Annotated in this window: 18 protein-coding genes; 11 read left to right on the top strand and 7 right to left on the bottom strand. The window is 73.0% G+C overall.

The window, feature by feature from the left end; all coding sequences use genetic code 11:
- Positions 1–2 precede the first annotated feature (2 nt).
- The 7 genes from ACWEK3_RS27410 to ACWEK3_RS27440 all read left to right on the top strand — a co-directional run bounded on the left by ACWEK3_RS27410 (position 3) and on the right by ACWEK3_RS27440 (position 9,007).
- On the top strand, positions 3–881 hold the full coding sequence (locus tag ACWEK3_RS27410) for an ABC transporter permease (RefSeq protein ID WP_453250810.1): 879 nt from the start codon (positions 3–5) through the stop codon (positions 879–881).
- Positions 878–1,669: an ABC transporter permease gene (locus tag ACWEK3_RS27415; protein ID WP_390726388.1), complete on the top strand. Its 792-nt coding sequence runs from the start codon at positions 878–880 to the stop codon at positions 1,667–1,669. Before ACWEK3_RS27410 ends, ACWEK3_RS27415 begins: the two co-directional genes overlap by 4 nt.
- On the top strand, positions 1,659–2,831 hold the full coding sequence (locus ACWEK3_RS27420) for an ABC transporter ATP-binding protein (RefSeq protein WP_453250811.1): 1,173 nt from the start codon (positions 1,659–1,661) through the stop codon (positions 2,829–2,831). Before ACWEK3_RS27415 ends, ACWEK3_RS27420 begins: the two co-directional genes overlap by 11 nt.
- Positions 2,828–4,231 (top strand): NAD(P)/FAD-dependent oxidoreductase, encoded by a 1,404-nt coding sequence (locus tag ACWEK3_RS27425; protein ID WP_453250812.1) that lies wholly within the window; start codon positions 2,828–2,830, stop codon positions 4,229–4,231. The genes ACWEK3_RS27420 and ACWEK3_RS27425 overlap by 4 nt, the downstream gene beginning before the upstream one ends.
- Positions 4,232–4,245: 14 nt before the next feature.
- On the top strand, positions 4,246–4,641 hold the full coding sequence (locus ACWEK3_RS27430; RefSeq protein ID WP_453250813.1) for a cupin domain-containing protein: 396 nt from the start codon (positions 4,246–4,248) through the stop codon (positions 4,639–4,641).
- Positions 4,638–6,284, top strand: coding sequence for an amidohydrolase (locus tag ACWEK3_RS27435; RefSeq protein ID WP_453250814.1), 1,647 nt, complete (start codon positions 4,638–4,640; stop codon positions 6,282–6,284). Before ACWEK3_RS27430 ends, ACWEK3_RS27435 begins: the two co-directional genes overlap by 4 nt.
- A 338-nt stretch (positions 6,285–6,622) precedes the next feature.
- Positions 6,623–9,007: a beta-N-acetylglucosaminidase domain-containing protein gene (locus ACWEK3_RS27440; RefSeq protein ID WP_453250815.1), complete on the top strand. Its 2,385-nt coding sequence runs from the start codon at positions 6,623–6,625 to the stop codon at positions 9,005–9,007.
- A 37-nt stretch (positions 9,008–9,044) separates the two neighbouring features.
- On the opposite strand, the gene ACWEK3_RS27445 is transcribed toward ACWEK3_RS27440, so the two are convergent.
- From ACWEK3_RS27445 to ACWEK3_RS27460, 4 genes are all read right to left on the bottom strand, one after another.
- Positions 9,045–10,301, bottom strand: a complete 1,257-nt coding sequence (locus ACWEK3_RS27445; protein WP_453250816.1) for a cytochrome P450 — start codon at positions 10,299–10,301, stop codon at positions 9,045–9,047.
- Positions 10,302–10,333: 32 nt separating this feature from the next.
- Positions 10,334–11,557, bottom strand: a complete 1,224-nt coding sequence (locus ACWEK3_RS27450) for a cytochrome P450 (protein WP_453250817.1) — start codon at positions 11,555–11,557, stop codon at positions 10,334–10,336.
- A gap of 54 nt (positions 11,558–11,611) precedes the next feature.
- Positions 11,612–14,674, bottom strand: a complete 3,063-nt coding sequence (locus ACWEK3_RS27455; RefSeq protein ID WP_450540021.1) for an amino acid adenylation domain-containing protein — start codon at positions 14,672–14,674, stop codon at positions 11,612–11,614.
- Between the two features lie 61 nt (positions 14,675–14,735).
- The gene (locus tag ACWEK3_RS27460; RefSeq protein WP_450540023.1) at positions 14,736–15,179 is read right to left on the bottom strand and encodes a pyridoxamine 5'-phosphate oxidase; all 444 of its coding nucleotides are present in this window, start codon (positions 15,177–15,179) and stop codon (positions 14,736–14,738) included.
- A 250-nt stretch (positions 15,180–15,429) separates the two neighbouring features.
- Here ACWEK3_RS27460 and argF point away from each other — a divergent pair, with 250 nt between their 5' ends.
- Together argF and ACWEK3_RS27470 are read left to right on the top strand one after the other, a co-directional pair.
- Positions 15,430–16,437 carry an ornithine carbamoyltransferase gene (gene argF, locus ACWEK3_RS27465; protein WP_361423113.1) on the top strand — a complete coding sequence of 336 codons (1,008 nt, stop codon included), beginning with the start codon at positions 15,430–15,432 and terminating at the stop codon, positions 16,435–16,437.
- 131 nt (positions 16,438–16,568) lie between these two features.
- On the top strand, positions 16,569–18,020 hold the full coding sequence (locus ACWEK3_RS27470; protein ID WP_453250818.1) for an amino acid permease: 1,452 nt from the start codon (positions 16,569–16,571) through the stop codon (positions 18,018–18,020).
- On the opposite strand, the gene ACWEK3_RS27475 is transcribed toward ACWEK3_RS27470, so the two are convergent.
- Positions 17,980–18,456 (bottom strand): ATP-binding protein, encoded by a 477-nt coding sequence (locus ACWEK3_RS27475; RefSeq protein ID WP_376400541.1) that lies wholly within the window; start codon positions 18,454–18,456, stop codon positions 17,980–17,982. The two genes, ACWEK3_RS27470 and ACWEK3_RS27475, sit on opposite strands and share 41 nt — an antisense overlap.
- A 339-nt stretch (positions 18,457–18,795) precedes the next feature.
- Between ACWEK3_RS27475 and ACWEK3_RS27480 the strand changes: the two genes are divergently transcribed.
- Both ACWEK3_RS27480 and ACWEK3_RS27485 read left to right on the top strand, forming a co-directional pair.
- Complete coding sequence (locus tag ACWEK3_RS27480; protein ID WP_453250819.1) at positions 18,796–19,623, top strand: enoyl-CoA hydratase family protein; 828 nt, start codon at positions 18,796–18,798, stop codon at positions 19,621–19,623.
- Between the two features lie 18 nt (positions 19,624–19,641).
- Entirely contained in the window at positions 19,642–21,960 is a 2,319-nt protein-coding gene (locus ACWEK3_RS27485) for a bifunctional salicylyl-CoA 5-hydroxylase/oxidoreductase (RefSeq protein ID WP_453250845.1), read from the top strand.
- A gap of 6 nt (positions 21,961–21,966) precedes the next feature.
- Here ACWEK3_RS27485 and ACWEK3_RS27490 read toward each other — a convergent pair whose 3' ends face one another.
- Both ACWEK3_RS27490 and ACWEK3_RS27495 read right to left on the bottom strand, forming a co-directional pair.
- Entirely contained in the window at positions 21,967–22,788 is an 822-nt protein-coding gene (locus ACWEK3_RS27490; RefSeq protein WP_453250820.1) for a PaaX family transcriptional regulator, read from the bottom strand.
- Positions 22,789–22,897: 109 nt separating this feature from the next.
- Positions 22,898–24,592: an AMP-binding protein gene (locus ACWEK3_RS27495; protein ID WP_453250846.1), complete on the bottom strand. Its 1,695-nt coding sequence runs from the start codon at positions 24,590–24,592 to the stop codon at positions 22,898–22,900.
- Positions 24,593–24,646: the final 54 nt, after the last annotated feature.

Raw genomic sequence — 24,646 nt, forward strand, 5'->3', positions numbered from 1 at the left:
CCATGACAGCCCTGATCGAGATCGCCTCCCCGGCCACCGGCGGCCGGCCCCGCAAGGGCGCCGGCGGCCGGTGGGGATGGCTGCTGCTGCCCGCGCTGGTCCTGCTGGCCGTGCTCTTCCTGGTGCCGCTGGGCCTGATGGCCTGGCGCAGTGTCAGCGAGTCGACACCCGGCGCGGGCAACTACACCTGGTTCTTCACCAGCGACGTCGCCCTCGCCACGCTGGTGCGCACGCTGGCCGTCGGCGCCGTGGTCACCCTGGTGACGCTGGTGCTCTCCTACCCGTACGCCTACCTGATGACCGTGGTCGGCGCCCGGGCGCGGATCTGGCTCACCCTGCTCGTGCTGCTGCCGTTCTGGACCAGCCTGATGGTGCGCACGTTCGCCTGGGTGGTGCTGCTCCAGGACAGCGGCGTGGTCAACCAGATCCTCGGCACCGTGGGTCTTGGCCCGCTCCAGCTCATCCGCACCCCCACCGGGGTGGTGATCGGCATGTCGCAGGTGCTGATGCCGTTCATGGTGCTGCCGCTGTACGCGGTGATGAGCGGCATCGACCGCCGGCTGCTGGACGCCGCGCAGGGCATGGGGGCCCGCCCGGTCACCGCGTTCCTGCGCGTCTTCGTGCCGCTGTCGCTGCCCGGAGTGGGCGCCGGCGCGCTGACCGTGTTCATCACCTCGCTCGGCTTCTACGTCACCCCGGCACTGCTGGGCTCGCCCGACCAGGCGCTGATCTCGCAGCAGATCTTCACCCAGGTCAACGGGCTGCTCGCGTGGGGCCGAGGCGGAGCGATGGGCGTGGTGCTGCTGGCGGTGACGCTGGTCCTGCTGGGACTGGTCGGCGTCGTCCTGCGCTTCACCCGCAACCGGGGAGGTGCCCGATGAGGACCGCACCCACGCGGATCGCGCTGTGGGCGTTCAGCGCGCTGGTGGGCCTCTGGCTCATCGCGCCGACGCTCGTGGTGATCCCGCTGAGCTTCACCGACAAGGCGTCCCTGGTGTTCCCGCCGAGCGGCTGGTCCACCCGCTGGTACGCCAACTTCTTCACCGACCCCCGGTGGACCGAGGCGCTGCTCGCCTCGCTCCAGGTCGGCGCCCTGGTCGCGGTGGTGGCCACCGTTCTGGGCACCGCCGCCGCGATCGCGCTCACCCGGTCCGGCTCGCGCTGGGTGAAGGCGTCGTACGGGCTGCTGCTGGCGCCCATGATCGTGCCGACCGTGGTGGTCGCCATCGGCGTGTACGCGCTCTTCCTCCAGTACAACCTGCTGGGCACCCTGCTCGGCTTCGTCACCGCCCACACCGTGCTGGCCCTGCCGTTCGTGATCATCCCGGTGACGGCGAGCCTGCGCGGCTTCGACCGGCGGCTGGAGGACGCCGCACTGATCTGCGGCGCCACCCGGTGGGGCGCCATCCGGCAGGTGACCCTGCCGCTGATCGCCCCGGGCGTCGTCTCCGGTGCCCTGTTCGCCTTCGTCACCAGCTTCGACGAGGTCGTGGTCTCGCTGTTCATCCAGAGTCCCTACCTGCAGACCCTGCCGGTCCAGATGTTCGCCAGCGTGACCCGGGACACCGACCCCACCATCGCCGCGGCCGCCACCCTGATCATCGTCTTCACCACGGTGCTCGTACTGGCCGCCACCTTCGCCACCGCCAGGAGGAACCGTGTCCGCTGAGACCAGCCTCATCAAGGCGCGCGGAGCCCGTATCGAACTGGCGCAGGTGCGCAAGGAGTACGCGGACTCCGTCGCCGTCGACGACGTCTCCCTGGTCATCGAACCGGGCGAGTTCATGACCCTGCTGGGCCCCAGCGGCTCCGGCAAGACCACCACGCTCAACATCATCGCCGGGTTCACCGCCGCCACCTCGGGCACGCTGACCATCGGCGGCAAGCAGATGCAGGACCTGCCGCCGCACCGGCGCGACATCGGCATGGTCTTCCAGCACTACGCGCTCTTCCCGCACATGACCGTCGCGGAGAACGTCGCCTTCCCGCTCAAGCAGCGCAAGGTGCCGAAGGCCCGCCGCGCCGAGATGGTCGAGGCGGCCCTTCAGACCGTACGGCTCGGCGGCTACGGTCACCGCAGGCCGCGCGAACTCTCCGGCGGGCAGCAGCAGCGCGTCGCCCTGGCCCGGGCCGTGGTGTACGAGCCGAGCGTGCTGCTGATGGACGAGCCGCTCGGCGCGCTCGACAAGAAGCTGCGCGAATCCCTCCAGCTGGAGATCAAGCGGGTCCACCAGGAGGTCGGCTCCACCTTCGTCTTCGTCACCCACGACCAGGAGGAGGCGCTGGTCCTGTCGGACCGCATCGCCGTCTTCGACGACGGGGGCATCCAGCAGGTCGGCACCGCGAGCGAACTCTACGAAAGGCCCCGCAGCCTCTTCGTGGCCGAGTTCCTCGGCGAGTCCTCCACCGTCCGGGGACGCGTCGAGCCGGACGGCGACGACTCCTGCCTGCGGGTCGGCGACCGCACCGTACGCGTCGCCGGACGGCTGCCCGAGGGCGGCGCGGCCGCCGTCGTGGTCCGCCCCGAGCACCTGCGGGTCCAGCCGGCCGCCGAGCCCGTCGCGCCCGGGGTCAACACGCTGCCCGCCCGTGTCACCCAGGAGATATACCTGGGCTCCGGCCGCAAGCTCGAACTCGCCCTGCCCGACGGCACCCTTCTGCTCGCCCGCGAGCAGGCCGACCGGCTGTCCGGCGTCCGCCACGGCGACGAGGTCACCGTGGTCTGGGACGTCGAACGGGGCGTCCTGCTCGACGACCCCTCCGGCACCACCCACACACCCACTTCCGGCGACCGCATCCCGGTCGCCGTCGCGGAAGAGAGCGGACGATGAGCACCACCCCCGCCACCAGCCCCACCTTCGTCAACGGCGACGTCTCCTTCTGGTTCCGGGAGAGCGGCGTCCCCGCCCGCCGCCCCGCCCTGCCCGGCGACCTGGACGTCGACGTCGCACTCGTCGGCGGCGGCTACACCTCCCTGTGGACCGCCTACTACCTCAAGAAGGCCCAGCCCGACCTCCGGATCGCCGTCCTGGAGAAGGAGTTCGCCGGCTTCGGCGCCTCCGGCCGCAACGGCGGCTGGCTCAGCGCCGAGCCGCCCGGCCAGATGCGCCGCTACGCCAAGTCGCACGGCCGGGAGCCGGCCGTCGCCCTGCAGCGGGAGATGTTCTCCTCCGTCGACGAGGTCATCCGGGCCGCCGCCGAGGAGGGCATCGAGGCCGACATCCAGAAGGACGGACTGCTGCACGTCGCCACCAACGCCGCGCAGGAGCGGCGGCTGCGCGAAGGGCTGCCGACGCTGCGCGCCGAGGGCTGGGGCGAGGACGACCTGGTCGAACTCGACGCGGACCGGCTCGCCGAGCGGGTCCGCATCGCCGGCGCCCGCTACGCGCAGTGGAGCCCGCACTGCGCCCGCATCCAGCCCGCCAAGCTGGTCCGGGGGCTGGCCGACGTGGTGGAGCGGATGGGCGTCGCCGTCTACGAGGGCACCGAGGTCACCGAGATCCGCCCGCGCGAGGCCGTCACCACCCACGGCACCGTCCGGGCGTCCTACGTCATCCGGGCGCTGGAGGGGTTCACCGCCGGGCTGCGCGGCCACCGCCGGGTCTGGCTTCCGATGAACAGCAGCATGATCGTCACCGAGCCGCTGCCCGCCTCCGTGTGGGAGGAGATCGGCTGGCGCGGCGCCGAACTGATCGGGGACGAGGCCAACTCGTACTGCTACATCCAGCGCACCACCGACGGCCGCATCGCCATCGGCGGGCGCGGCATCCCGTACATGTTCGGCTCCCACGTCGACCAGCGCGGCGAGACCCGGGCCGCCACCCAGACGCAGCTCCAGGCCATCCTCAGGCAGCACTTCCCGGCCACCGAGGGCGTCGCGATCGACCACACCTGGTCCGGAGTGCTGGGCGTGCCGCGCGACTGGTGCGCCACCGTCCACCTGGACCGGGACACCGGCCTCGGCTGGGCCGGCGGCTATGTCGGGCACGGCGTGACCACCACCAACCTCGCCGGACGCACCCTGCGCGACCTGATCCTCGGTCGTGAGACCGACCTCACCCGGCTGCCCTGGGTCGGCCGCAAGGTGCGCGGCTGGGAGCCGGAGCCGCTGCGCTGGCTGGGCGTGCGCAGCCTCTACGTCGCCTACCGCGCCGCCGACCGGCACGAGAACTCCGGTCTTGAGCGCACCTCCGTCATCGCACGCGTCGCCAACGTCATCAGCGGACGTTGAAAGGAGCAGCCCCCATGGAAACCACCGCCACCGCCACCACCGCCCTCGTCCCCGCCGTCGCCTTCCTCGCCGACGCGGCGAGCGCCGAGCTGCCCCCCGCGACACCCAAGCCGACCAGCACCACCGGCCAGCAGGAGACCACCCTCACCCTGTGGCAGTCGCCCGACGGGCTGGTCGAGGTCGGCGTCTGGGAGTGCGACCCCGGCCATTTCACCGCCACCCGCGAGGGCTACGACGAGGTCTGCCAGGTGCTGACCGGATCCGCCACCGTCCGTACCGAGGACGGTGAGGACGTCGAGCTGCGTCCCGGTGCCACCCTGGCGATGCCGGCCGGCTGGCGCGGCACCTGGCAGGTCCACGAGACCCTCCGCAAGGTGTACGTGGTGCGCACCCACGGGGCCGGCGCGTGACCCTCGTCCTGCACGGCGGCCGGGTGTGGACCGGCGATCCGTGGCGCCCGCACGCGACGGCCGTCGCCGTGGCCGGCGGCCGGATCACGGCCGTCGGCACCGACGCCGAGGTACGCCGGGCCGCCGGCCGCGCGTCCGAGACGTTCGACCTGGCCGGCCGGACCGTGGTGCCCGGCCTCCAGGACGCGCACATCCACCCGGTCTGGGGCGCCCTGGAGGCGCTGCGCTGCGACCTCACCGGTGCCTCCGACGCCGAGGGCTGTCTCGCAGTCGTCCGGGAGTACGCGGCCACCCACCCCGGCCGGCCGTGGATCCTTGGCGGCGGTTGGAGCATGGACTGCTTCCCCGGCGGCTGGCCCACCCGGGAGCCGCTGGACGCGGCCGTACCGGACCGGCCGGTGTTCCTGCCCAACGCCGACCACCACTCGGCGTGGGTCAACTCGGCGGCGCTGGAGCGCGCCGGGGTCGACGCGGCCACCCCGGACCCGCCGGCCGGGCGGATCGAGCGTGACGCGGCCGGCCGGCCCACCGGGGTGCTGCACGAGAGCGCCATGGACCTGGTGGCCCGGCTGCTCCCGCCGGACACCGTCGAGGACCAGCTCGCGGCGCTGAGCCACGCGCAGGCCCACCTCTTCCGGTACGGCGTCACCGGCTGGCAGGACGCCATCGTCGGCGCCTACGGCGGGGCCGGCGACACGCTCGCCGCCTACCGGCGGGCCGATGCGGAGGGACTGCTGAAGGCCCGGGTCACCGGCGCCCTGTGGTGGGACCGCGACCGCGGCCTGGAGCAGCTCGACGACCTGGTGGCGCGGCGCGGGGAGCCCGGCCGCCGCTTCCGGGCCGGCGCCGTGAAGGTGATGCAGGACGGCGTGCTGGAGAACGGCACCGGCGCCCTGCTGGAGCCGTACCTGGACTCCTGCGGGTGCGCCACCGGCAACCTCGGCCACTCCAACGTGCCCGCCGAGCTGCTCGCCGAGGCGGTGACCCGCCTGGACACCGCCGGCTTCCAGGTGCACTTCCACGCGATCGGCGACCGGGCGGTGCGCGAGTGCCTGGACGCGGTCGAGGCCGCGGCCGCCGCCAACGGAGCGCGCGAGCGGCGCCACCACATCGCCCATGTGCAACTGGTCGACGACGCGGACATCGGCCGCTTCGCCGCACTGGGGGTGACGGCCAACGTCCAGTCCCTGTGGGCGACCCACCACCAGCAGACCGACCAGCTGACCAACCCGCTGCTGGGCGAGGGGCGAGCCGGCCGGCAGTACCCCTTCCGCCGGCTCCTGGACAGCGGCGCCCGGCTCGCCGGGGGCAGCGACTGGCCGGTCACCACGGCCGACCCGTGGCAGGCCATGCACGTCGCCGTGCACCGCACCGAACCGCCCGGCTCGGCGCACACCGGATGGCCGGGCGCCGACCGCCCGTTCGTGCCCCACGAACGGCTGGAGCTGACCGACATCCTGCGCGCCTACACATCCGGCTCGGCCTGGGTGAACGGCAACGACGGCGAAGTCGGCCTGCTGCGCGAGGACATGGCCGCCGACCTCGCCGTCCTCGACCGGGACCTCTTCGCCCCGGACGCGGAGGTGGCCGGCACCCGCGCCGTACTCACCCTGGTCGCGGGGGAGACGGTCCACGCCGAGTGAACGGCCGGGCGGCGCAGGGGTGTCGGGGGCGCTCTCGGGGCGGTGAGTGGTCTAGACAACACCTCGTTCCTGTGCGAGCGTGACGCCCGCACGTCTTCGTCCACTGTGGTTCCGGTGAGTGCTGATGCCCCGGAGAGGAGTGAGGAGGCTCGATCCGCCGTGCGCCAGTGCGACGCGGCGGTCAACCCGACGCCCCCTCGGCGTCGTTGAGCACCACCGGGAACGCCGTCCAGGCCACCCGTGCGGCAAGGCCGTACCCCCGGCACGCCGGTAGGACCGGCGGCGCCCACGAAGGCCGTCGCCAACGGTGGCTCCGCTCCGAGGAATTGGACGCATCCATGAAGAAACGCCGTTCGCTGCTCACCTCTTGCCTCTTGGCCGCCGGACTGACGGCCGGAACCCTCGCGCTGGTCCCGCAGGCCCACGCCGAACCCGCTCCCGCGCCGGGGCTGCCCGACGTCTCACCCGTCCCGCAGTCGCTCTCCCGCGCCGGGGCCGACGCCAACGTCACCGGCCGGGTGGTCGTCGTCACCGACGACGGCACCGACGCCGCCGCACGGGACCGTCTCGTGCGCGAGCTGCGGGCCCACGGCGCCGACCGTGTCGACGTCGTCACCCCGGACCGGGCCGTCCCCGCGGGGCTGCTCACCGTACGCCTCGGCCCCGCCACCAGACCCGACATCGCCAAGGCGCTCGGCGACACCCGCGTCCCCGGTCATGCCGAGGGGTACGCGCTGCGGGTCGACACGAGTGAGCCGCAGCGCCAGGTCGCGCTCGGCGGCACGGACGCCGCCGGACAGTTCTACGCGGTACAGACCCTGCGGCAACTGTTCGTCCGCGGCGGCGACGAGTGGCGCATCGCGGGCGCCGAGGCCAGTGACTACCCGTCGATGCCGCTGCGGGGCACCATCGAGGGCTTCTACGGTCAGCCGTGGTCCGCCGCCGAACGGCTGGACCAGATGGACTTCTACGGCGACGTCAAGGCCAACACCTACGTCTACGCCCCCAAGGACGACCCGTACCACAGGGACAAGTGGCGCGAGGCGTATCCGGCCGACAAACTCGGCGAGCTGGGGACCCTGGTGCGGCGCGCGAGCGCCAACCACGTCCGCTTCACCTTCGCGGTCTCCCCGGGCGGGTCCATCTGCTACTCCGACCCGGCGGACCGCGCGGCGCTCAAGGCCAAGCTCCAGGCGGTGTACGACCTGGGCGGGCGGGCCTTCTCCATCCCGCTGGACGACATCAGTTACACCCGGTGGAACTGCGACGGCGACCAGCAGAAGTTCGGCGCACCCGGGCGGGCCGCCGCCGCCAGGGCGCAGGTGGACCTCCTCAACGACGTCCAGCGCACCTTCGTGGACACCCACGAGGGCACCCAGGCCCTCCAGATGGTGCCGACCGAGTACGGCGACCTGACCGACACCGCGTACAAGCAGACCATGCGGGCCACCCTGGACCCGAAGGTCGTCGTGATGTGGACCGGGACCGACGTCGTCCCGCCCTCCATCACCAACAACCAGGCGGACGCCGTGTCGAAGCTGTTCGGCCGGAAGGTCTTCGTCTGGGACAACTATCCCGTCAACGACTTCGGCAACACCCAGGGGCGGCTCCTGCTCGCGCCGTACGACAAGCGGGAGGCGGGACTCGGCGACCACCTCAGCGGCATCGTCGCCAACCCCATGAACCAGCCCTACGCCAGCAAGGTCGCGGTGTTCGGAACGGCCGACTTCACCTGGAACGACCGGGCTTACGACGCGGCGTCGAGCTGGCCCCGCGCCCTGTCCTACCTCGCCGGGGGCGACCGCGCGGCCGCCGGGGCACTGAACGTCTTCGCCGACCTGAACCACCTCGCTCCCACGTTCGGCGCGAAGCCGTGGCAGCCGCAGGCCCCGGCGCTCGACGCCCGCGTCAAGCGGTTCTGGCAGGAGTGGGACGCGGGCCGGCGCACCGAGGCACTGGCCGAGTTGCGCGAGTACGCCGCCGCCATCGCCGACGCGCCCGCCGTCATCCGCGGGGGAGCGGTGCAGGCGGGCTTCGTGGCCGACGCGGAGCCCTGGCTGAAGGCGACGGAGCAGTGGGGGCGGGCGGCCGTCGCCATGGCCGACGCGCTCGCGGCCCGGCAGGCGGGCGACGCGGACCGTGCGCAGCAACTGCTCACCACCTCCCGCGACCTCCAGCGCCAGGCGGCGGCCGTACGGGTGGACCCGGCCCGCAACACCTGGGGCAGGGTCCAGCCGAAGATCGGTGACGGCGTCCTGGACGCCTTCCTCGTCCAGGCCGATGTGCGCCTCGGTCTGTGGGACGTGGCGGGCGGTGCGGAGAACCTGGCACTGGCCGGCACCGCGACCGCGTCCAGCGTGGAGCAGGACCTCGACCGACTGGCCGCCCGGTACATCAACGACGGTGACATGGGCACCCGTTGGGCCTCCGGCTACCAGGACGACGCCTGGGCGCAGATCAAGCTCGCCGCACCCGCGAAGGTCGCGGCCGTGACGGTCGCCTGGGAAGCAGCGTGCGCCGAGCGGTACCGGCTGGAGACCTCCGCGGACGGCGTCAACTGGACCACCGCCGCGACCATGGCCCCGGCCGAGTGCGGAACCGACGTCATCCGGCTGACGGGCGACGAGCCTGTGTCCTACATCCGTATGCAGGGCGTCAAGCGCCGTACGACCTGGGGCTACTCGATCTACGAGATGGCCGTCTACGGCAAGCCGGTGGCCTGAGCCGGACGGGCCGTGGGTGACGTCGGCACGTCACCGCTCACCAGTGGACCGGCAGGGTGAGCGGTGACTTGCTCGGTGACTCGTCCTCCCAGATGGGGCGGTGGCCCTCGGCCAGGCGCAGGTTCGGGAGGCGGTCGAACAGTGCCTCCAGGCACACGGTCATCTGGGCACGTGCCAGGTGGGAGCCGATGCAGTTGTGCGCCCCGCGGCCGAAGGCGAGGTGCGGGTTGTCCGCACGGCACAGGTCGAGCCGGTCGGCGTCGGTGAACACGTGCTCGTCGCGGTTGGCCGCGGCGAGCACGGGCAGCACGGCGTCGCCGGCGCGGATGGTCCGGCCGTGCAACTCGATGTCCTCGACGGCCTGGAGGACGACGACGCCGTTCATCACCGGGACGTAGCGCAGGAGTTCCTCCACCGCGCCCGGCATGAGGTCGCGGTGGTCGCGCAGGCGTACGTACGCGCCGGGCAGGGTCAGCAGGGCCAGCACGGCGTCGGCCAGGAACATGGTGCTCGTGCGGTACCCGGCGACCAGCATGGACAGCCCGAAGCTCACCGCGCTCTCGTGGTCCAGAGCGCCGCGCTCGCACGCGTCGACCAGCAGGGTGAGCATGTCGTCGCCGGGCTCGCGCCGCTTCCGGTCGAGGAGCGAGGTGATGTACTCGCGCAGTTGGGAGGTGGCCTCGCGGCCCTCCTCCAGCGTGAGGATGGCCCCGAGCGCGGCGTCCGCCCTGGGCAGGAAGTAGTCGCTGTCCTCGTAGGGGATGCCGACGAGATCGCACATCACCATCACGGGGAAGGGCTCGAGGAACCGGACGACCAGGTCGCCGGGCTGGTCGCTGCCGACGAACGGATCCAGCAGCCGGTCGGCCGACCGCCGGATGCGCGGCAGCCGGCTCCGCACGGACCGGACGCTGAAGGGCTCGCTCAGGGCCCGGCGCAGGGCGGCGTGCCGGGGGCCCTCCAGTTCCATCATCGTGACCAGGCCCGGCTCGTCACCGGGGACATGGCCGGGGCGGGGCGGCCAGTCGGTGATGCTCGGCCTGATCAGCCGGGCGTCGGCGATCAGTTCCTTGACGTCCTCGTAGCGGGTGGCGTACCAGGCGGTGGCGCCGATCGGCAGCCTGACCCTGGCCAGGGGGCACTCCTGGCGCAGCCGGCGGTACTCCTCGGGCGGGCCCATGGTGCCCGGCGGCGGGAGCGGGAGTTCGATGACGGGCGCGTCGGGCGCGTCGGGCGCGTCGGGCGTGTCGGGCGCGTCGGGCGTGTCGACGGCGGGTTCCGGCGTGGTGTTCACGGGTGGACCTCCCCTGGTACCTGGGGGTCGGCTCACCAGCCGACCGGGAGGGTCAGCGGTGACTTGGTGACGGACTGGTCGTCCCAGAGGGGTTCCTGCCCCTCGGCCGGACGCAGTTGTGGGAAGCGGTCGAGCAACGCCTCCAGTCCGGCGGTCAGTTCGGCGCGAGCCAGGTGAGCGCCGACGCAGTTGTGGGTTCCCCGGCCGAAGGCGAGGTGGGGGTTGTCCGTGCGGCTCAGGTCGAGCCGGGCGGCATCGGCGAACACGCTCCCGTCGCGGTTGGCGGAGGCCACCACGGGGATGACGGCGTCGCCCCGGCGGATGGTCTGCCCGCCCACCTCGATGTCGTCGGTGGCCAGCAGCAGCACGGTGCCGTTCATCACCGGCATGTACCGCAGGAGTTCCTCCACCGCGCCCGGCATGAGGTCGCGGTGGTCGCGCAGGCGGGCCCACTGGTCCGGCCGGTGCAGCAGGGTGTGCACCGAGTCGGCCAGGAAGAAGCCGCTGATGCCGAAGCCGACCGTGAGCATGGACAGCCCGAAGGCCGTCACCTCCCCTTCGGTCAGCGTCCCGTCCTCGCACTGGCGGACCAGCAGGGTCAGGACGTCGTCGCCGGGCCGGCTCCGCTTCCGCGCGATCAGTTCGGCCACGTACGCGCGCAGCAGGTCGGTGACCCTGCGTCCCTCCTCGGCGGTCACCATGCCGTCGAGGGCCGCGTCCAGGACCGGCAGGAACCAGTCCCGGTCCCGGGAGGGGATGCCCACCAGGTCGCACAGCACGAGCAGCGGGAACGGCTCGGTGAACCCGGCCACCAGGTCGCCGGGAGGGCCGCCCTCCGCGAACTCCTCCAGTAGCCGGTCGGCGACTTCGCGGATGCGCGGCAGCCGGTCCCGGACGGCTCCGGAGCTGAACGCCGAGGCCACGGACCTGCGCAGCGCCAGGTGCCGGGGGCCGTCCAGTTCCGCCATGGTGACCAGGCGGGGACCCTCGTCGGCGGCCCGGCCGGGACGGGGCGGCCAGTCGTTGATGGTCGGCCTGATCAGCCGGGGGTCGGCGAGCAGCGCACGGACGTCCTCGTACCGGGTGACGTACCAGGCGGTCGCGTCCATCAGCAGCCCGACCCTGGCCACGGGGCGGCTCTCGCGCAGCCGCGCGCACGTCTCGGGCGGTCCCATGGTGCCCGGCGGCGGGAGAGGGAAGTCCAGGACGTCCGCCTCGGGGCCGGGTGCCTGTGCGCCGGGTGGGGGTGGGGTCATGCTCGCTCCTCCGCTGAGGTGGCGCCGGCTACGGGCGCTCGGCTCCGCGTGCGGCTACGGGCGCTCGATGTAGCCGGTGGCGTAGAAGTACTCCAGGTAGCGGTCCAGCAGTGCCGCGTCGACGGGCGGGCAGCGCAGCCCCGTGCCGGCCAGGTCACGTTCGACGTTGGCCCGCCCCACGGCCGGGAAGGTGCCCTCGAAGTACATCTCCTTGACGGACATGTCCGCCTGCTTGCAGCGGTCCACGCACAGGGAGACGAACGGGGCGGTGGGGCTCGTGGGGTGCCGCGCGACATGGCGGACGAGGTCGTCCACCCACTCCTCGTAGGGGAGCCGCCGGATCCGGTGGCCGCCCGTGTCCATCCGGTCGAGCATGTCGCGCAGGCTCGCCGGACGCGGGTTGGTCATGTGGTAGGTCCGGTGGGTGGCGCGGTGCGCGGTGGCGATGTGCACCACCGCCTCGGTGAGGAAGTCCACCGGGACGAAGTCCAGCGGCAGCGGGACGTCGGGGGCCAGCCCGGTCTCGGTGATCGTCTTGAACAGCGAGCAGATCGCGGTGTCGGTGTTGCACGCGCCGGTGCGCCGGTCGCCGGTGATCTCGTACGGCCGGTGGACCGCCACCGGCAGGCCCTGGCCCGCGGCGTCGCGCAACACCTCCTCGGCCACCCACTTGCTCTCGGCGTAGCCCATGGTGAGTCGGTCGGCGTGGTCGAGCGGCAGGTCCTCGTCCACGTGCCGTACGCCGGCGGTGCCGAAGCCGGCCAGCACCGCGATGGTGGAGAAGAAGTGCACGGGCACGGCGCGTTCGGCCGCCAGGCGTACGAGCTGCCGGGTGCCCTCCACGTTGGCGCTGCGCAACGCCTCGTACGGATAGAGGAAGTTGACCTGTGCGGCGGCGTGGATCACCAGGTCGAGGGTGTCGGCCAGTTCCTCGGCGCGGCCCGGTTCCAGACCGAGGCCGGGCTGGGCGAGGTCCGCGGGGAAGCACTCGACGCGGTCGGCGGCCTCCGCGGTGGCGAGGCCGAAGCGGGCCAGGTTCCGCATCACCTTCTGCCGGGCGTGCGCGGCGTCGCGGCCGCGCACCGGGCAGTGCACCCGGGCGCCGGTGCGACGCAGCAGCCGGTCCAGCAGGAAGGCGCCGACGAAGCCGGAGGCGCCGGTCAGCAGCACCTCCCGGGGGTGCCGCCAGTCCGGCTCCGGACCGCGCGGCGGTGGCAGGGTGAAGCCCAGCCGCGCCTCGGCGCGGAAGTCCACGGCGCCGGCGTCGGGGGCCGCCTGGGCCCGCCGGCCCTCGACGGAGGTGAGGGCGGTGACGGCGGCGGTGAAGTCCTCCAGGGTGGGGGAGCGCAGCAGACTGTGGACCAGGGTGCGGCCGTGCCGGGCGTCGAGACCGAAAGCGGCCAGGGTGCGCGTGACGGTCTCGGCCGCCAGCAGGGAGTCGCCGCCGATGTCGAAGAAGCTGTCCCCGGGCGCCGGGCGCACACCCAGCACCACCTGCCACACCCGCGCCGCCGACTCCTGCGGACCTGGCAGGGGGCGGTGGCCGGGCGCCGGGACGGCGGCTCCGTCCGCGCCCGCCAGCAGGCGCAGCCGGCGGCGGTCGACCTTGCCCCCCGCGGTCACCGGGAACCGCCCCACCTCCACCAGCCGCGCGGGCACCGCGGCCGCGGGCAGCCATGTCGTGAGACCGCCGCGGATGCGGTCCAGCGGCAGCGCCCGGCCGGGCCGGGCCGGTGTCACGTACCCGATCAGGCTGTCGCCCTCCAGTTCGACGACGGCCTCGCCGACCGCGTCGTCCGCCCGCAGCCGCGCCTCGATCTCGTCCGGCTCGATGCGGTGCCCGCGCAGTTTGATCTGCCGGTCCACCCGCGCCCGGTACTCCAGTACGCCGTCCGCGCGCCGGACCACCCGGTCACCGGTGCGGTAGAGCCGCGTACCGGGCTCGAAGCGGTTGTCGACGAAGCGCTCGGCGGTCAGCTCGGGGTCGCCGAGGTACCCCAGCGCGAGCCCGTCCCCGCCGACGAGGAGTTCGCCCTCCTCACCGGCGTCCGCGAGCGTGCCGTCCGCCCGCACCACGTAGCAGGTGGAGTTCTCCAGCGGCCGGCCGATCGGCACCGCCGTCGCCCCGGGAGGCAGACCGTCCACCAGGTGCGCGGTGGAGACCACGCTGTTCTCGGTCGGACCGTAGAAGTTGACCACGGTGGTGTCCGGGCAGGCCGCCAGGATCGCGCGGGCCAGCTCCGGGTCCATCGCCTCGCCGCCGGCCGAGGCGAACCGCAGGGATCGCAGCGCCGACGGCCTGGTGCGCCCGATGTGGTGGAACACCCCGGTGGTCAGGTAGGCGATGCTGACCCGCTCGGACAGCAGCCGGGACTCCAGGGCGGCCGGTGACAGCAGTTCTTCCTGATCGGCGATCACCACGCAGGCCCCGGCGAGCAGCGTGGACCAGATCTCGATCGTGGAGGCGTCCGAGGAGAGGCCGTAGGCGTGCAGCACCCGCTCACCGGGCCGCGGCCGCTGCCACACCAGGTCGGAGGCGGCCAGCCGGACCACGCCGCAGTGCGGGACCGCGACGGGTTTGGGACGGCCGGTCGAGCCGGAGGTGAACATCACGTAGGCGCAGTCCCCGGGGAGTACCCCGGTCCGCGGGAGCGCGGCCGGCGCGGCCGGCGCCGATCCGTTCAGGGCGATGCGGGTCCGCACCCGCCGGATACGGCACACACTGCCGGGCAGCGTCACCACCGTGTGCACCCCGGCGTCCTCCGCCATCGCCTGGAGCCGCCCGGGCGGGGAGGCGTCGTCGAGCGGGACGTACGCCGCACCGGTCTTGAGGATGCCCAGAAAGGCGACCAGCGCTTCCAGGGACCGGCTCCCGCACACACCGACCCCGTCACCGCGCCGTACCCCGGAGCCGAGCAGCCGGGCGGCCAGCGCGTCGGAGCGGTCCTTCAGCTCGCCGTAGCTCATGCTGCGGCCGTGCTGTACGGAGGCGGTCGCCCGGGGGCGCAGCGCGGCCTGGGAGTCGAACAGCTCGTGCAGACAGCGATCGCGCGGGTACCACAGCGTCCCCGCGTTCCACGCGGGCGCCGCCGGAAGCGTCATCGGGTCAGTGACCATGGGATGTCCCGTCTGTGCCGCACGTGAAGCACCTGCCGCACGGAGGACCGGGTGTCGAACTCTAGGTCTCGAACTCCGCGGCGAAGGCGGAGAAGTCGGCCGTCCTCCACCTCTCGGGCCGCATGCGGACGAGGATGTCGTCGGCCAGCTGTTCCTGGTTGGCCGCCAGGTACGCCGCCGCGGCGTCCGCGTCCAGGTACCGGTGGGCCAGCGCCTCGTGCTCGGCCGGGGGCACCGGATCCTCGACGCCCACGACCGGCCCCTCCACGCTCACATAGCGGTACGGGGCCGACTCGTCCTGCACGCAGAGGCTGAACCGCCCGGCGTCGCGGACGAGGCGGGCCTTCAGCGTCTGCCGCCCGGTCTCGATCGTCACCAGCCCACCGGGCCGGTAGGAGTACCAGAGCGGAACCAGCAACGGCCCACCGCCGTTGCGAGGATCGTTCACCCCCAGGATTCCCACGTGGAGGCCGGCAAGGAACTCTTCCCGGTCTTCGACCGACATCCTGAGATCCACGCGTACCACCTCGATCGGGCAGAGAATCCCGCATGGCATCCTCGGGCTACGCGGACGCCCGCGCGGGTCCCGGCGGCTGAGCCGACGCAGGAGGCCGAAAAGGGGCCCCGACTCCCAGAGTTCAACAGACCCGGGCGGTTCGCATCCCGGACCCCGCGAGGTCTCCTGTATATAAATGTGGAACATCGTATAGACTTCCACAGTCCGCACTCGTCCCAACGTCCCCAGGAGCCCTCCGATGGTGCACGTCCCGACCGGTTTCACCGGCCGCCACTTCCTCAAGGAGCTGGACTTCACCGAAGCGGAGTTCCGTGGCCTGGTCGGGCTGGCCGCGGAGCTGAAGGCCGCCAAGCGGGCCGGGACCGAGACGCCGTACCTGCGGGGCCGCAACATCGCGCTGATCTTCGAGAAGACCTCGACGCGGACCCGCTGCGCGTTCGAGGTCGCCGCCGCCGACCAGGGCGCCTCGACGACGTATCTCGATCCGTCCGGATCGCAGATGGGGCACAAGGAGTCCGTGAAGGACACCGCCCGCGTCCTCGGCCGGATGTTCGACGCGATCGAGTACCGGGGCGACAGCCAGGACGCCGTCGAGGAACTCGCCGCGCACGCCGGCGTCCCCGTCTACAACGGGCTCACCGACGACTGGCACCCCACGCAGATGCTCGCCGACGTGCTCACCATGACCGAGCACTGCGCCAAGCCGCTGCGGGAGACCGCCTTCGCCTACCTCGGCGACGCCCGCTTCAACATGGGCAACTCCTACCTGGTCACCGGCGCCCTGCTCGGCATGGACGTACGCCTCGTCGCCCCCAAGAGCTACTGGCCCGCCCAGGGCATCGTCGACCGGGCCCGCGAACTGGCCGCCTCCAGCGGTGCGCGCATCACCCTCACCGAGTCCCTGGAGGAGGGCGTGCGCGGCGCCGACTTCGTCGCCACCGACGTCTGGGTCTCCATGGGGGAGCCCAAGGAGGTCTGGGACGAGCGGATCGAGGCCCTGGCCCCCTACGCCGTGACGATGGACGTGCTGCGCGCCACCGGCAACCCGGACGTGAGGTTCCTGCACTGCCTGCCGGCCTTCCACGACCTCGGCACCGAGGTCGGCCGCGGGATCCACGAGCGGCACGGCCGCACCTTCCTGGAGGTGACCGACGAGGTCTTCGAGTCGGCCCACTCGGTCGTCTTCGACGAGGCGGAGAACCGTCTGCACACCATCAAGGCGATCATGGTCGCCACCCTGGCCTGACCGGCCGCCCTCACGACCCGCGGCCCGGAGCCACCCCTTCCGCCGCCGTAACGCGACCTCCCCCCGGCTCCCACGAGCAGGGGGCACCCCCGAGGCCGCCCCGCACCACCAGAAACGAGCACCACCCCCGCATGTCCGCTCCCCGCATCAAGTCCCCGGCCCTCCTCGTCGCCGAGTCCGGCGCCGACCGCGCGGGCCACGGCCTCAAGCGCACGATGGGCCTGTTCCAGCTCGTCTGCTTCGGCATCGGCGCGATCGTCGGCACCGGCATCTTCGTCGGCCTGTCCGACTCGGTCGCCCAGGCCGGCCCCGCCGTCGTCGTCTCCTTCGTCCTGGCCGCGATCACCTGCGTGTTCACCGCCTTCTCCTTCGCCGAGCTGGGCGGCGCGATCCCCGTCTCCGGGTCCTCGTACTCCTTCGCCTACGCGGGCCTCGGCGAGACCACCGCCTTCCTGGTCGGCTGGTGCCTGCTGCTGGAGTACGGCATCTCCATCTCCGCGGTCGCCGTCGGCTGGAGCCAGTACGTCAACGAGCTGCTGCACAGCCTCACCGGATGGCAGCTCCCCGCCGCCCTCTCCGCCGGCCCCGGCGACGGCGGGATCGTCAACCTCCCGGCCGTCCTCGTCATCGCCATGGCCTGCGTGCTGCTGGTGCGCGGAGTGCGCGAGAGCGCCCGGGCGACCGCCGCGATGGCCGTGCTCAAGATCGTCATCCTCGTCGCCTTCTGCGCCATCGGGTTCTCCGCCTTCAAGCACGGCAACCTCACCCCGTTCTCGCCGGCCGGCCTCGGCGGCATCGGCGCGGGCACCACGGCCGCGTTCTTCTCCTACATCGGCTTCGACGCGATCACCACCGCCGGCGAGGAGGCGAGGAACCCGCGCCGGGACATCCCCGTCGCGATCCTCGTCTGCATCGGCCTGGTCACCCTGCTGTACTGCGCGGTCGCGCTCGCCGCGATCGGCGCCATCGGCGGCGACCAGGTCGGAGGCCGGCCCGCGGCGCTGTCGTACGTCGTCAACACGGTCACCGGCTCCTCGGTCGGCGGCGCCGTCATCGCCTTCGGCGCGGTCGTCGCCATCGCCTCCGTGGTGCTGACCGTGACGTACGCCCAGTCCCGCATCCTGATGTCGATGTCCCGCGACGGGCTCGTGCCGCCCATCCTCCAGAAGGTCTCGCCGCGCACCTCGGTGCCCGTCGCCGGCACCCTGATCGTCGGCGTGGTCTTCGCGATCCCCGCGGCGTTCGCGTCGCTGGACGTCGTGGTCAACCTGTGCACCATCGGCACGCTCGCCATCATGGGCGTCGTCAACATCGCCGTGATCACGCTGCGCCGCCGCGAGCCGGGCCTCGCCCGCACCTTCCGGGTGCCGCTCTACCCGGTGCTGCCGGTGCTCGGCGTCGGCTGCTCCCTGTACCTGATGTACGAGACCGGCTGGACCACCTGGCTCCAGTTCGCCGGCTTCCTCGTGGCCGGGCTGCTCGTGTACGTGGGCTACGGACGCCGGCACTCCCGGCTGGGGGCGCGGGCCGGGGCCGCGGAGGTCACGCCGGACGCAGCCGAGGCGGAACCGCGGACAGCCTGAACCACACCGCCTTGCCCGACGCGGTCGGGCGGTGCCCGCAGGCGGAGCTGAGGGCGCGGATCAGCAGCAGGCCGCGCCCGTGCTCCTGCCAGGGGTCCGGGGCCGCGAGGCCCGGCCGGGTCAGTCCGCCGGGCGGGGCCGGGTCCGGGTCGTGCACCTCGACGTGGCAGCCGGTCGGCAGCAGCTCCACCACCAGCTCTATCGGGCCCCTGCCGGCCGTGTGCTCCACGGCGTTCGCGACCAGTTCCGCGGTGAGCAGCTCGGCGGTGTCGCTGTCGGCCGTGTGCTCCAGCTCGGTCAGCGCCGTACGGACCAGGGCGCGGGCCACCGGCACGGCGGCCGCCGAGTGCGGCAGCGCGACGCGCCAGGAGGCTGTCGAGGGAGGTTCGTGCAAGGTGTGTCCGTTCGTGGCGGGGGGCGTCCCGGTGATGACCATCAGGTTGTCCCGCTTTCAACGAGGGGAATGGTACGGGGGCCGTCCGCGGGGACTTTCGGCGGCCTCGTCCTCGGGGCCGCCGGGCCCGGCACGGTCGGCTTACCCCGGGGGACGGCCGTCCTCCCGCGGCCACTCCCGTCGTTACCTCCCCATCGACGAGCCGTGACCAAGTGACGGGTACCGGTCACAGTGGCGCGACTGTATCGCGCACTCGTGACGACAGTCATGAATGAGTGATAACTTCGGTGGGGAGAGCCGTCGAGGCAGAGGCCGGCCAGGCGAGGCAGAGGCCCAGTGCGGCAGCGGTTCGTGGCAGTCCCCCCGAGGAGGCCCTACGTCATGAGTCCCTTCACCGGCTCCACCGACCGCACCTCCCACTGGCGCCATCTGCGCGTCGAACGCGCCGACGGCGTCGCCACGGTCACCCTCGCCCGCCCCGACAAGCTCAACGCGCTCACCTTCGGCGCCTACGCCGACCTGCGCGACCTGCTCGCCGAACTGTCCCGCGAGCGGGCCGTGCGCGCCCTGGTGCTGGCCGGTGAGGGCCGCGGCTTCTGCTCCGGCGGCGACGTGGACGAGATCATCGGCGCCACCCTGAGCATGAACACGTCCGAGCTGCTCGACTTCAACCGGATGACCGGGCAGGTCGTGCGGGCCGTACGGGAGTGCCCGTTCCCGGTGATCGCGGTGGTGCACGGGGTGGCGGCCGGGGCGGGAGCGGTCCTGGCCCTGGCGGCGGACTTCCGGGTCGCGGACCCCACCGCCCGGTTCGCCTTCCTCTTCACCCGCGTCGGCCTGTCCGGCGGCGACATGGGCGCCGCCTATCTGCTGCCCCGGGTGGTCGGGCTCGGCCACGCCACCCGGCTGCTGATGCTCGGCGAGCCGGTGCGGGCGGCCGAGGCCGAGCGGATCGGACTGATCAGCCACCTCACCGACGAGGGCAGCGCCGACGAGGCCGCGCGGTCCCTGGCCCGCCGGCTGGCCGACGGCCCCGCCCTCGCCCACGCCCAGACCAAGGCCCTGCTCACCGCCGAACTGGACATGCCCCTGTCCGCCGCGGTCGAACTGGACGCCTCCACCCAGGCCCTGCTGATGAACGGCGAGGACTACGCCGAGTTCCACGCGGCCTTCACCGAGAAGCGCCCCCCGAAGTGGCGGGGGAGGTGACCGGGGGTGACCGGTGCCATGAGGGTCGCGGTCATCGGCGGCGGACCCGGGGGCCTGTACGCCGCGGCCCTGCTGAAACGGCTCGACCCGGCCCGTGAGATCACCGTCTGGGAGCGCAACGCGCCCGACGACACCTTCGGGTTCGGCGTCGTGCTCTCCGACGAGACGCTCGGCGGCATCGAACACGCCGACCCGGTGGTGTACGAGGCCCTGCGCCGGGAGTTCGTGCGCTGGGACGACATCGACATCGTGCACCGGGGCACCCGGCACACCTCCGGCGGCCACGGTTTCGCCGCGCTCGGCAGACGGCGCCTGCTGCGGATCCTGCACGAACGCTGCCGCGCGCTCGGCGTCGACCTGCGCTTTCGCACCGAGGCGCCGCACCCGGAGCGGCTGTCGCGGACGTACGACCTGGTCATCGCAGCCGACGGCGTGCACAGCGCCACCCGCGAGGCCTACGCCCACGTCTTCCGGCCCCGGGTGACCGGCCACCGCTGCCGCTACATCTGGCTGGCCGCCGACTTCGCCCTCGACGCCTTCCGCTTCGAGATCGCCGAGACCGAGCACGGCGTGATGCAGTTGCACGGCTATCCCTACTCCCGCCCGTCGCCCGACCAGCACCCCTCAACGAGGCCCTCCGGGCCGCGGGACGAAAGCGCCTCGACGGTCATCGTCGAGATGCGCGAGGAGGTGTGGCGCGCGGCCGGCTTCGACACCATGGACGAGCAGGAGTCCGTCGAGCGCTGCGCCAAGATCTTCGCGGACGCGCTCGGCGGGCGGCCGCTGCGCTCCAACAAGTCCGCGTGGACCACCTTCCGCACGGTGGTCACCGAGCGCTGGTCGCACGGCAACCTGGTGCTGCTCGGCGACGCCGCCCACACCGCGCACTTCTCCATCGGCTCCGGCACCAAGCTCGCCGTCGAGGACGCCCTCGCGCTCGCCGCCTGCCTGGACGAACAGCCGTCCCTGCCCGAGGCGCTCACCGCCTACGAGGAGGAGCGCAAACCGGTCGTCGCCTCCACCCAGCGCGCGGCCCGGGCCAGCCTGGAGTGGTTCGAGAACCTGGACCGCTACCTCGGCCAGCCGCCCCGCCAGTTCGCCTTCAACCTGCTCACCCGCAGCCGCCGCGTCACCCACGGCAACCTCCGGCTGCGCGACCCCCGCTTCACCGACGCCGTGGAGCGCGAGTTCGGCTGCCCGCCCGGGACACCGCCGATGTTCACCCCGTTCCGGCTTCGCGGACTGACCCTGCGCAACCGGGTCGTCGTCTCGCCCATGGACATGTACTCGGCCACCGACGGCGTCCCCGGCGACTTCCACCTCGTCCACCTGGGCGCCCGGGCCCTCGGCGGCGCGGGCCTGGTGATGACCGAGATGGTCTGCGTCAGCCCCGAGGGCCGGATCACCCCGGGCTGCGCCGGCCTGTGGACCGGACGGCAGGCCGACGCCTGGCGGCGGATCACCGACTTCGTCCACCGGCAGGCCCCGGACACCGCGATCGGCGTGCAGCTCGGCCACAGCGGACGCAAGGGCTCGACCCGGCTGATGTGGGAGGGCATGGACGAGCCGCTGCCACGGGACAACTGGCCGCTGGTGGCCGCCTCCCCGCTGCCCTACCGGCCGGACGGCCGGATCCCGGGCCAGGTCACCCGGGCCCAGCTCACCGACATCCGCGAGCAGTTCACCGCCGCCGCCTGGCGTGCCGCCAGGGCCGGCTTCGACCTGCTGGAACTGCACTGCGCCCACGGCTATCTACTCTCCGGCTTCCTCTCCCCGCTGACCAACCGGCGCACCGACCCCTACGGCGGCTCACTGGACAAGCGGCTGCGCTTCCCGCTGGAGGTCTTCGACGCCGTACGCGGAGTGTGGCCCGAGGAGCGTCCGATGACCGTACGGATCTCCGCCACCGACTGGGCCGAGGGCGGTACGACCGCCGCCGAGGCCGTGGAGATCGCCCGCGCCTTCGCCGCGCACGGCGCCGACGCGATCGACGTGTCGACCGGGCAGGTGGTGGCCGACGAACGCCCCGAGTTCGGGCGCTCGTACCAGACCCCGTTCGCCGACCGGATCCGCCACGAGGTGGACGTACCGGTGATCGCGGTCGGCGCGATCTCCTCCTGGGACGACGTCAACTCCCTGATCCTGGCCGGGCGTACGGACCTGTGCGCGCTGGCCCGCCCGCACCTGTACGACCCGCACTGGACGCTGCACGCGGCCGCCGAGCAGGGCTACACGGGCCCGGCCGCCGTCTGGCCGGCGCCCTACCGGGCGGGCAGCCGCCGCCCGCAGACGGGCCGCACGGACGCGCCCAAGCCCCGCCTGGCGCTGGGTGGTTGACCGGCGTCAGAGCCCGGCGAACTCGGCGCCCGTGTCCCGCAGCCGCTCGTGCAGCCCCTGGAAGACGGCGGCCGAGCGGGCGCCGGGCCAGTCGGCGGGCAGCAGCCGCGCGGGCAGGCCCGGGTCGGCGTAGGGCAGATGGCGCCAGGAGTCCAGGGCGAGGAGGTAGTCGCGGTAGGCCTCCTCCGGTGGCGTGTCCGCGCGCTGCTCCCAGGCGCGCAGCACGCGAGCGTGCCGGTCGAGGAACGCCTCGTGCTGCGCGGCGATCGCCGCCAGGTCCCACCACCGCCCGACCGCCTCCGAGGTCGGCGTGAAGCCCAGGTGCTCGCCGCGGAAGAAGTCCACGTACGGGTCGAGGTCCAGCCGCCGCAGCGTGTGCCGGGTCTCCTCGTACAGGCGGGCCGGGGCGATCCACACGCCGGGTGCCGCCGTGCCGAAGCCGAGCCCGGCCAGCCGGGAGCGCAGCACATGGCGCTTGTTGCGCTCCGACTCCGGCACGGAGAACACGGCGAGCACCCACTCCTCGTCCCCGGGCTGCGCCGTGGCATAGATCCGGCGGTCGCCGTCGTCGAGCAACTGCCGTGCCTCCGCGGACAGTTCGTATCCCGCCTCGCCCTGTGCGGTGCGGGCGGGCAGCAGCAGCCCGCGCCGCTTGAGCCGCGACACCGAGGAGCGCACGGACGGCGCGTCCACCCCCACGGCGGCCAGCAGCCGGATCAGCTCGGCGACGGGCACCGGGCCTGGCGCGAAGCGGCCGTAGGCGCCGTAGAGCGTGACGATGAGGGACCTCGGGGCGTGTAGCGCCTGCTGCTCGGACACGTTGATCATTTTAGGTCTTCGGCATCACTGCTGGTCACCGTCACGGCAGGTCACCGACGCCGCCGCCCGCGGTCACCGCCGAGCACCGTCATGCGCGCGCTGTCACCGTCGTGCGGCGTCACCGCTCTACGCCGTCGGCGCGCAACCGGAACCGCTGGAGCTTGCCGGTGGCCGTGCGCGGCAGCGCGTCCAGGAAGACGATCTCGCGCGGGCACTTGTACGGGGCCAGCTCCGACTTGAGGTACGCGCGCAGCGCCTCCGCGTCCCGCGGCGCGCCCTGCCTGAGGACGGCGTAGGCGACCACGACCTGCCCGCGGTCCTCGTCGGGCCGCCCGACGACCGCCGCCTCCACCACGTCCCGGTGCCGCAGCAGGGCGTCCTCGACCTCTGGGCCGGCGATGTTGTACCCGGCCGAGATGATCATGTCGTCGGCGCGGGCGACGTAACGGAAGTAGCCGTCGGGCTCGCGCACGTAGGTGTCCCCGGTGACGTTCCAGCCGTCCCGCACGTACACGCGTTGCCGCGGGTCGGCGAGGTAGCGGCAGCCGACCGGCCCCTGGACGGCGAGCAGCCCCGGCACTCCGTCCGGCACCGGCTCGCCGTGCTCGTCCTGCACGCGCGCGTGCCACCCCGGTACGGGCACTCCGGTCGTGCCGGGCCGGATGTCCTCGTCCGCCGCCGAGATGAAGATGTGCAGCAACTCGGTGGCGCCGATGCCGTTGACGATGCGCACTCCGGTCCGCTCGTGCCAGGCGTGCCAGGTGGCCGCGGGCAGGTTCTCCCCGGCGGACACGCAGCGCCGCAGCGAGGAGATGTCGTGGGAGTCGAGCGCGTCGAGCATCGCGCGGTACGCGGTGGGGGCGGTGAACAGCACGGACACCCGGTGCTCGGCGATCGCGGGCAACAACTGCCGCGGATGGGCCTGTTCGAGCAGGAGCGCGCAGGCGCCGGCGCGCATCGGGAAGACCACGAGCCCGCCGAGCCCGAAGGTGAAACCGAGCGGGGGGCTGCCCGCGAACACGTCGTCCGCGTGCGGTCTGAGCACATGGCGGGAGAAGGTGTCCGCTATGGCCAGCACGTCCCGGTGGAAGTGGACGCAGCCCTTGGGCCGCCCGGTGGTGCCCGAGGTGAAGGCGATGAGCGCGACGTCGTCGGCGGCGGTGTCCACGGCCGGGTACGGCGTACTGGGCGCCGGACGGCGCAGCAGGTCGTCGGGGGCGTCACCGCCGTACGTCGTGACGGCGAGCCCCGGCACCTCCGCCTTGGCCAGGTCGTCCACGGCCCGGATGTCGCACAGCGCGTGCCGGACGCGGGCGATCTCGCAGATCGTGCTCAGCTCGTGCGGGCGCTGCTGGGCCAGCACGGTGACGGCGACCCCGCCCGCCTTGAGCACGGCCAGCCAACAGGCCGCAAGCCAGGGGGTGGTGGGGCCGCGCAGCAGTACCCGGTTGCCGGGGACCACCCCGAGGTCGACGGTCAGCACGTGCGCGATGCGGTCGACGCGGGCGCGCAGGTCGCCGTAGGTCCACGTCTCCCCGGCTGCGGTACGGAACGCCGTGCGCCCGGCGTCGGTGGGGTCCAGCAGCTCGGCCGCGCAGTTGAGCCGGTCCGGGTAGCGCAGCTCCGGGAGGTCGAAGCGGAGCTCGGGCCACTGGTCCGGGGGCGGCAGGTGGTCGCGCGCGAAGGTGTCCACGTGCGCCGAGGCCGTCGGCCGCGCGGTGCCGCCCCTGCCGGAGTCCAAGGTGTCCATGGCCGGTTCGCCCCCTTGTCGTGGTGGGCTCGCACAAGGAGCGTATCGTGTTGGTGACGACAGTCAACAGCACGCGATACGGTGGATCGTGCTCCGGTCGGCCGGCAGAGAGGGGAC

The sequence above is a fragment of the Streptomyces sp. NPDC004721 genome (assembly GCF_053601495.1).

Coding starts and splice junctions, on each gene's coding strand:
- ACWEK3_RS27475 (WP_376400541.1), bottom strand. CDS start 18,456: ATGGTCATCACCGGGACGCCCCCCGCCACGAACGGACACACCTTGCAC.
- argF (WP_361423113.1), top strand. CDS start 15,430: ATGGTGCACGTCCCGACCGGTTTCACCGGCCGCCACTTCCTCAAGGAG.
- ACWEK3_RS27490 (WP_453250820.1), bottom strand. CDS start 22,788: ATGATCAACGTGTCCGAGCAGCAGGCGCTACACGCCCCGAGGTCCCTC.
- ACWEK3_RS27485 (WP_453250845.1), top strand. CDS start 19,642: ATGAGGGTCGCGGTCATCGGCGGCGGACCCGGGGGCCTGTACGCCGCG.
- ACWEK3_RS27470 (WP_453250818.1), top strand. CDS start 16,569: ATGTCCGCTCCCCGCATCAAGTCCCCGGCCCTCCTCGTCGCCGAGTCC.
- ACWEK3_RS27440 (WP_453250815.1), top strand. CDS start 6,623: ATGAAGAAACGCCGTTCGCTGCTCACCTCTTGCCTCTTGGCCGCCGGA.
- ACWEK3_RS27450 (WP_453250817.1), bottom strand. CDS start 11,557: ATGACCCCACCCCCACCCGGCGCACAGGCACCCGGCCCCGAGGCGGAC.
- ACWEK3_RS27410 (WP_453250810.1), top strand. CDS start 3: ATGACAGCCCTGATCGAGATCGCCTCCCCGGCCACCGGCGGCCGGCCC.
- ACWEK3_RS27480 (WP_453250819.1), top strand. CDS start 18,796: ATGAGTCCCTTCACCGGCTCCACCGACCGCACCTCCCACTGGCGCCAT.
- ACWEK3_RS27455 (WP_450540021.1), bottom strand. CDS start 14,674: ATGGTCACTGACCCGATGACGCTTCCGGCGGCGCCCGCGTGGAACGCG.
- ACWEK3_RS27425 (WP_453250812.1), top strand. CDS start 2,828: ATGAGCACCACCCCCGCCACCAGCCCCACCTTCGTCAACGGCGACGTC.
- ACWEK3_RS27430 (WP_453250813.1), top strand. CDS start 4,246: ATGGAAACCACCGCCACCGCCACCACCGCCCTCGTCCCCGCCGTCGCC.
- ACWEK3_RS27460 (WP_450540023.1), bottom strand. CDS start 15,179: ATGTCGGTCGAAGACCGGGAAGAGTTCCTTGCCGGCCTCCACGTGGGA.
- ACWEK3_RS27415 (WP_390726388.1), top strand. CDS start 878: ATGAGGACCGCACCCACGCGGATCGCGCTGTGGGCGTTCAGCGCGCTG.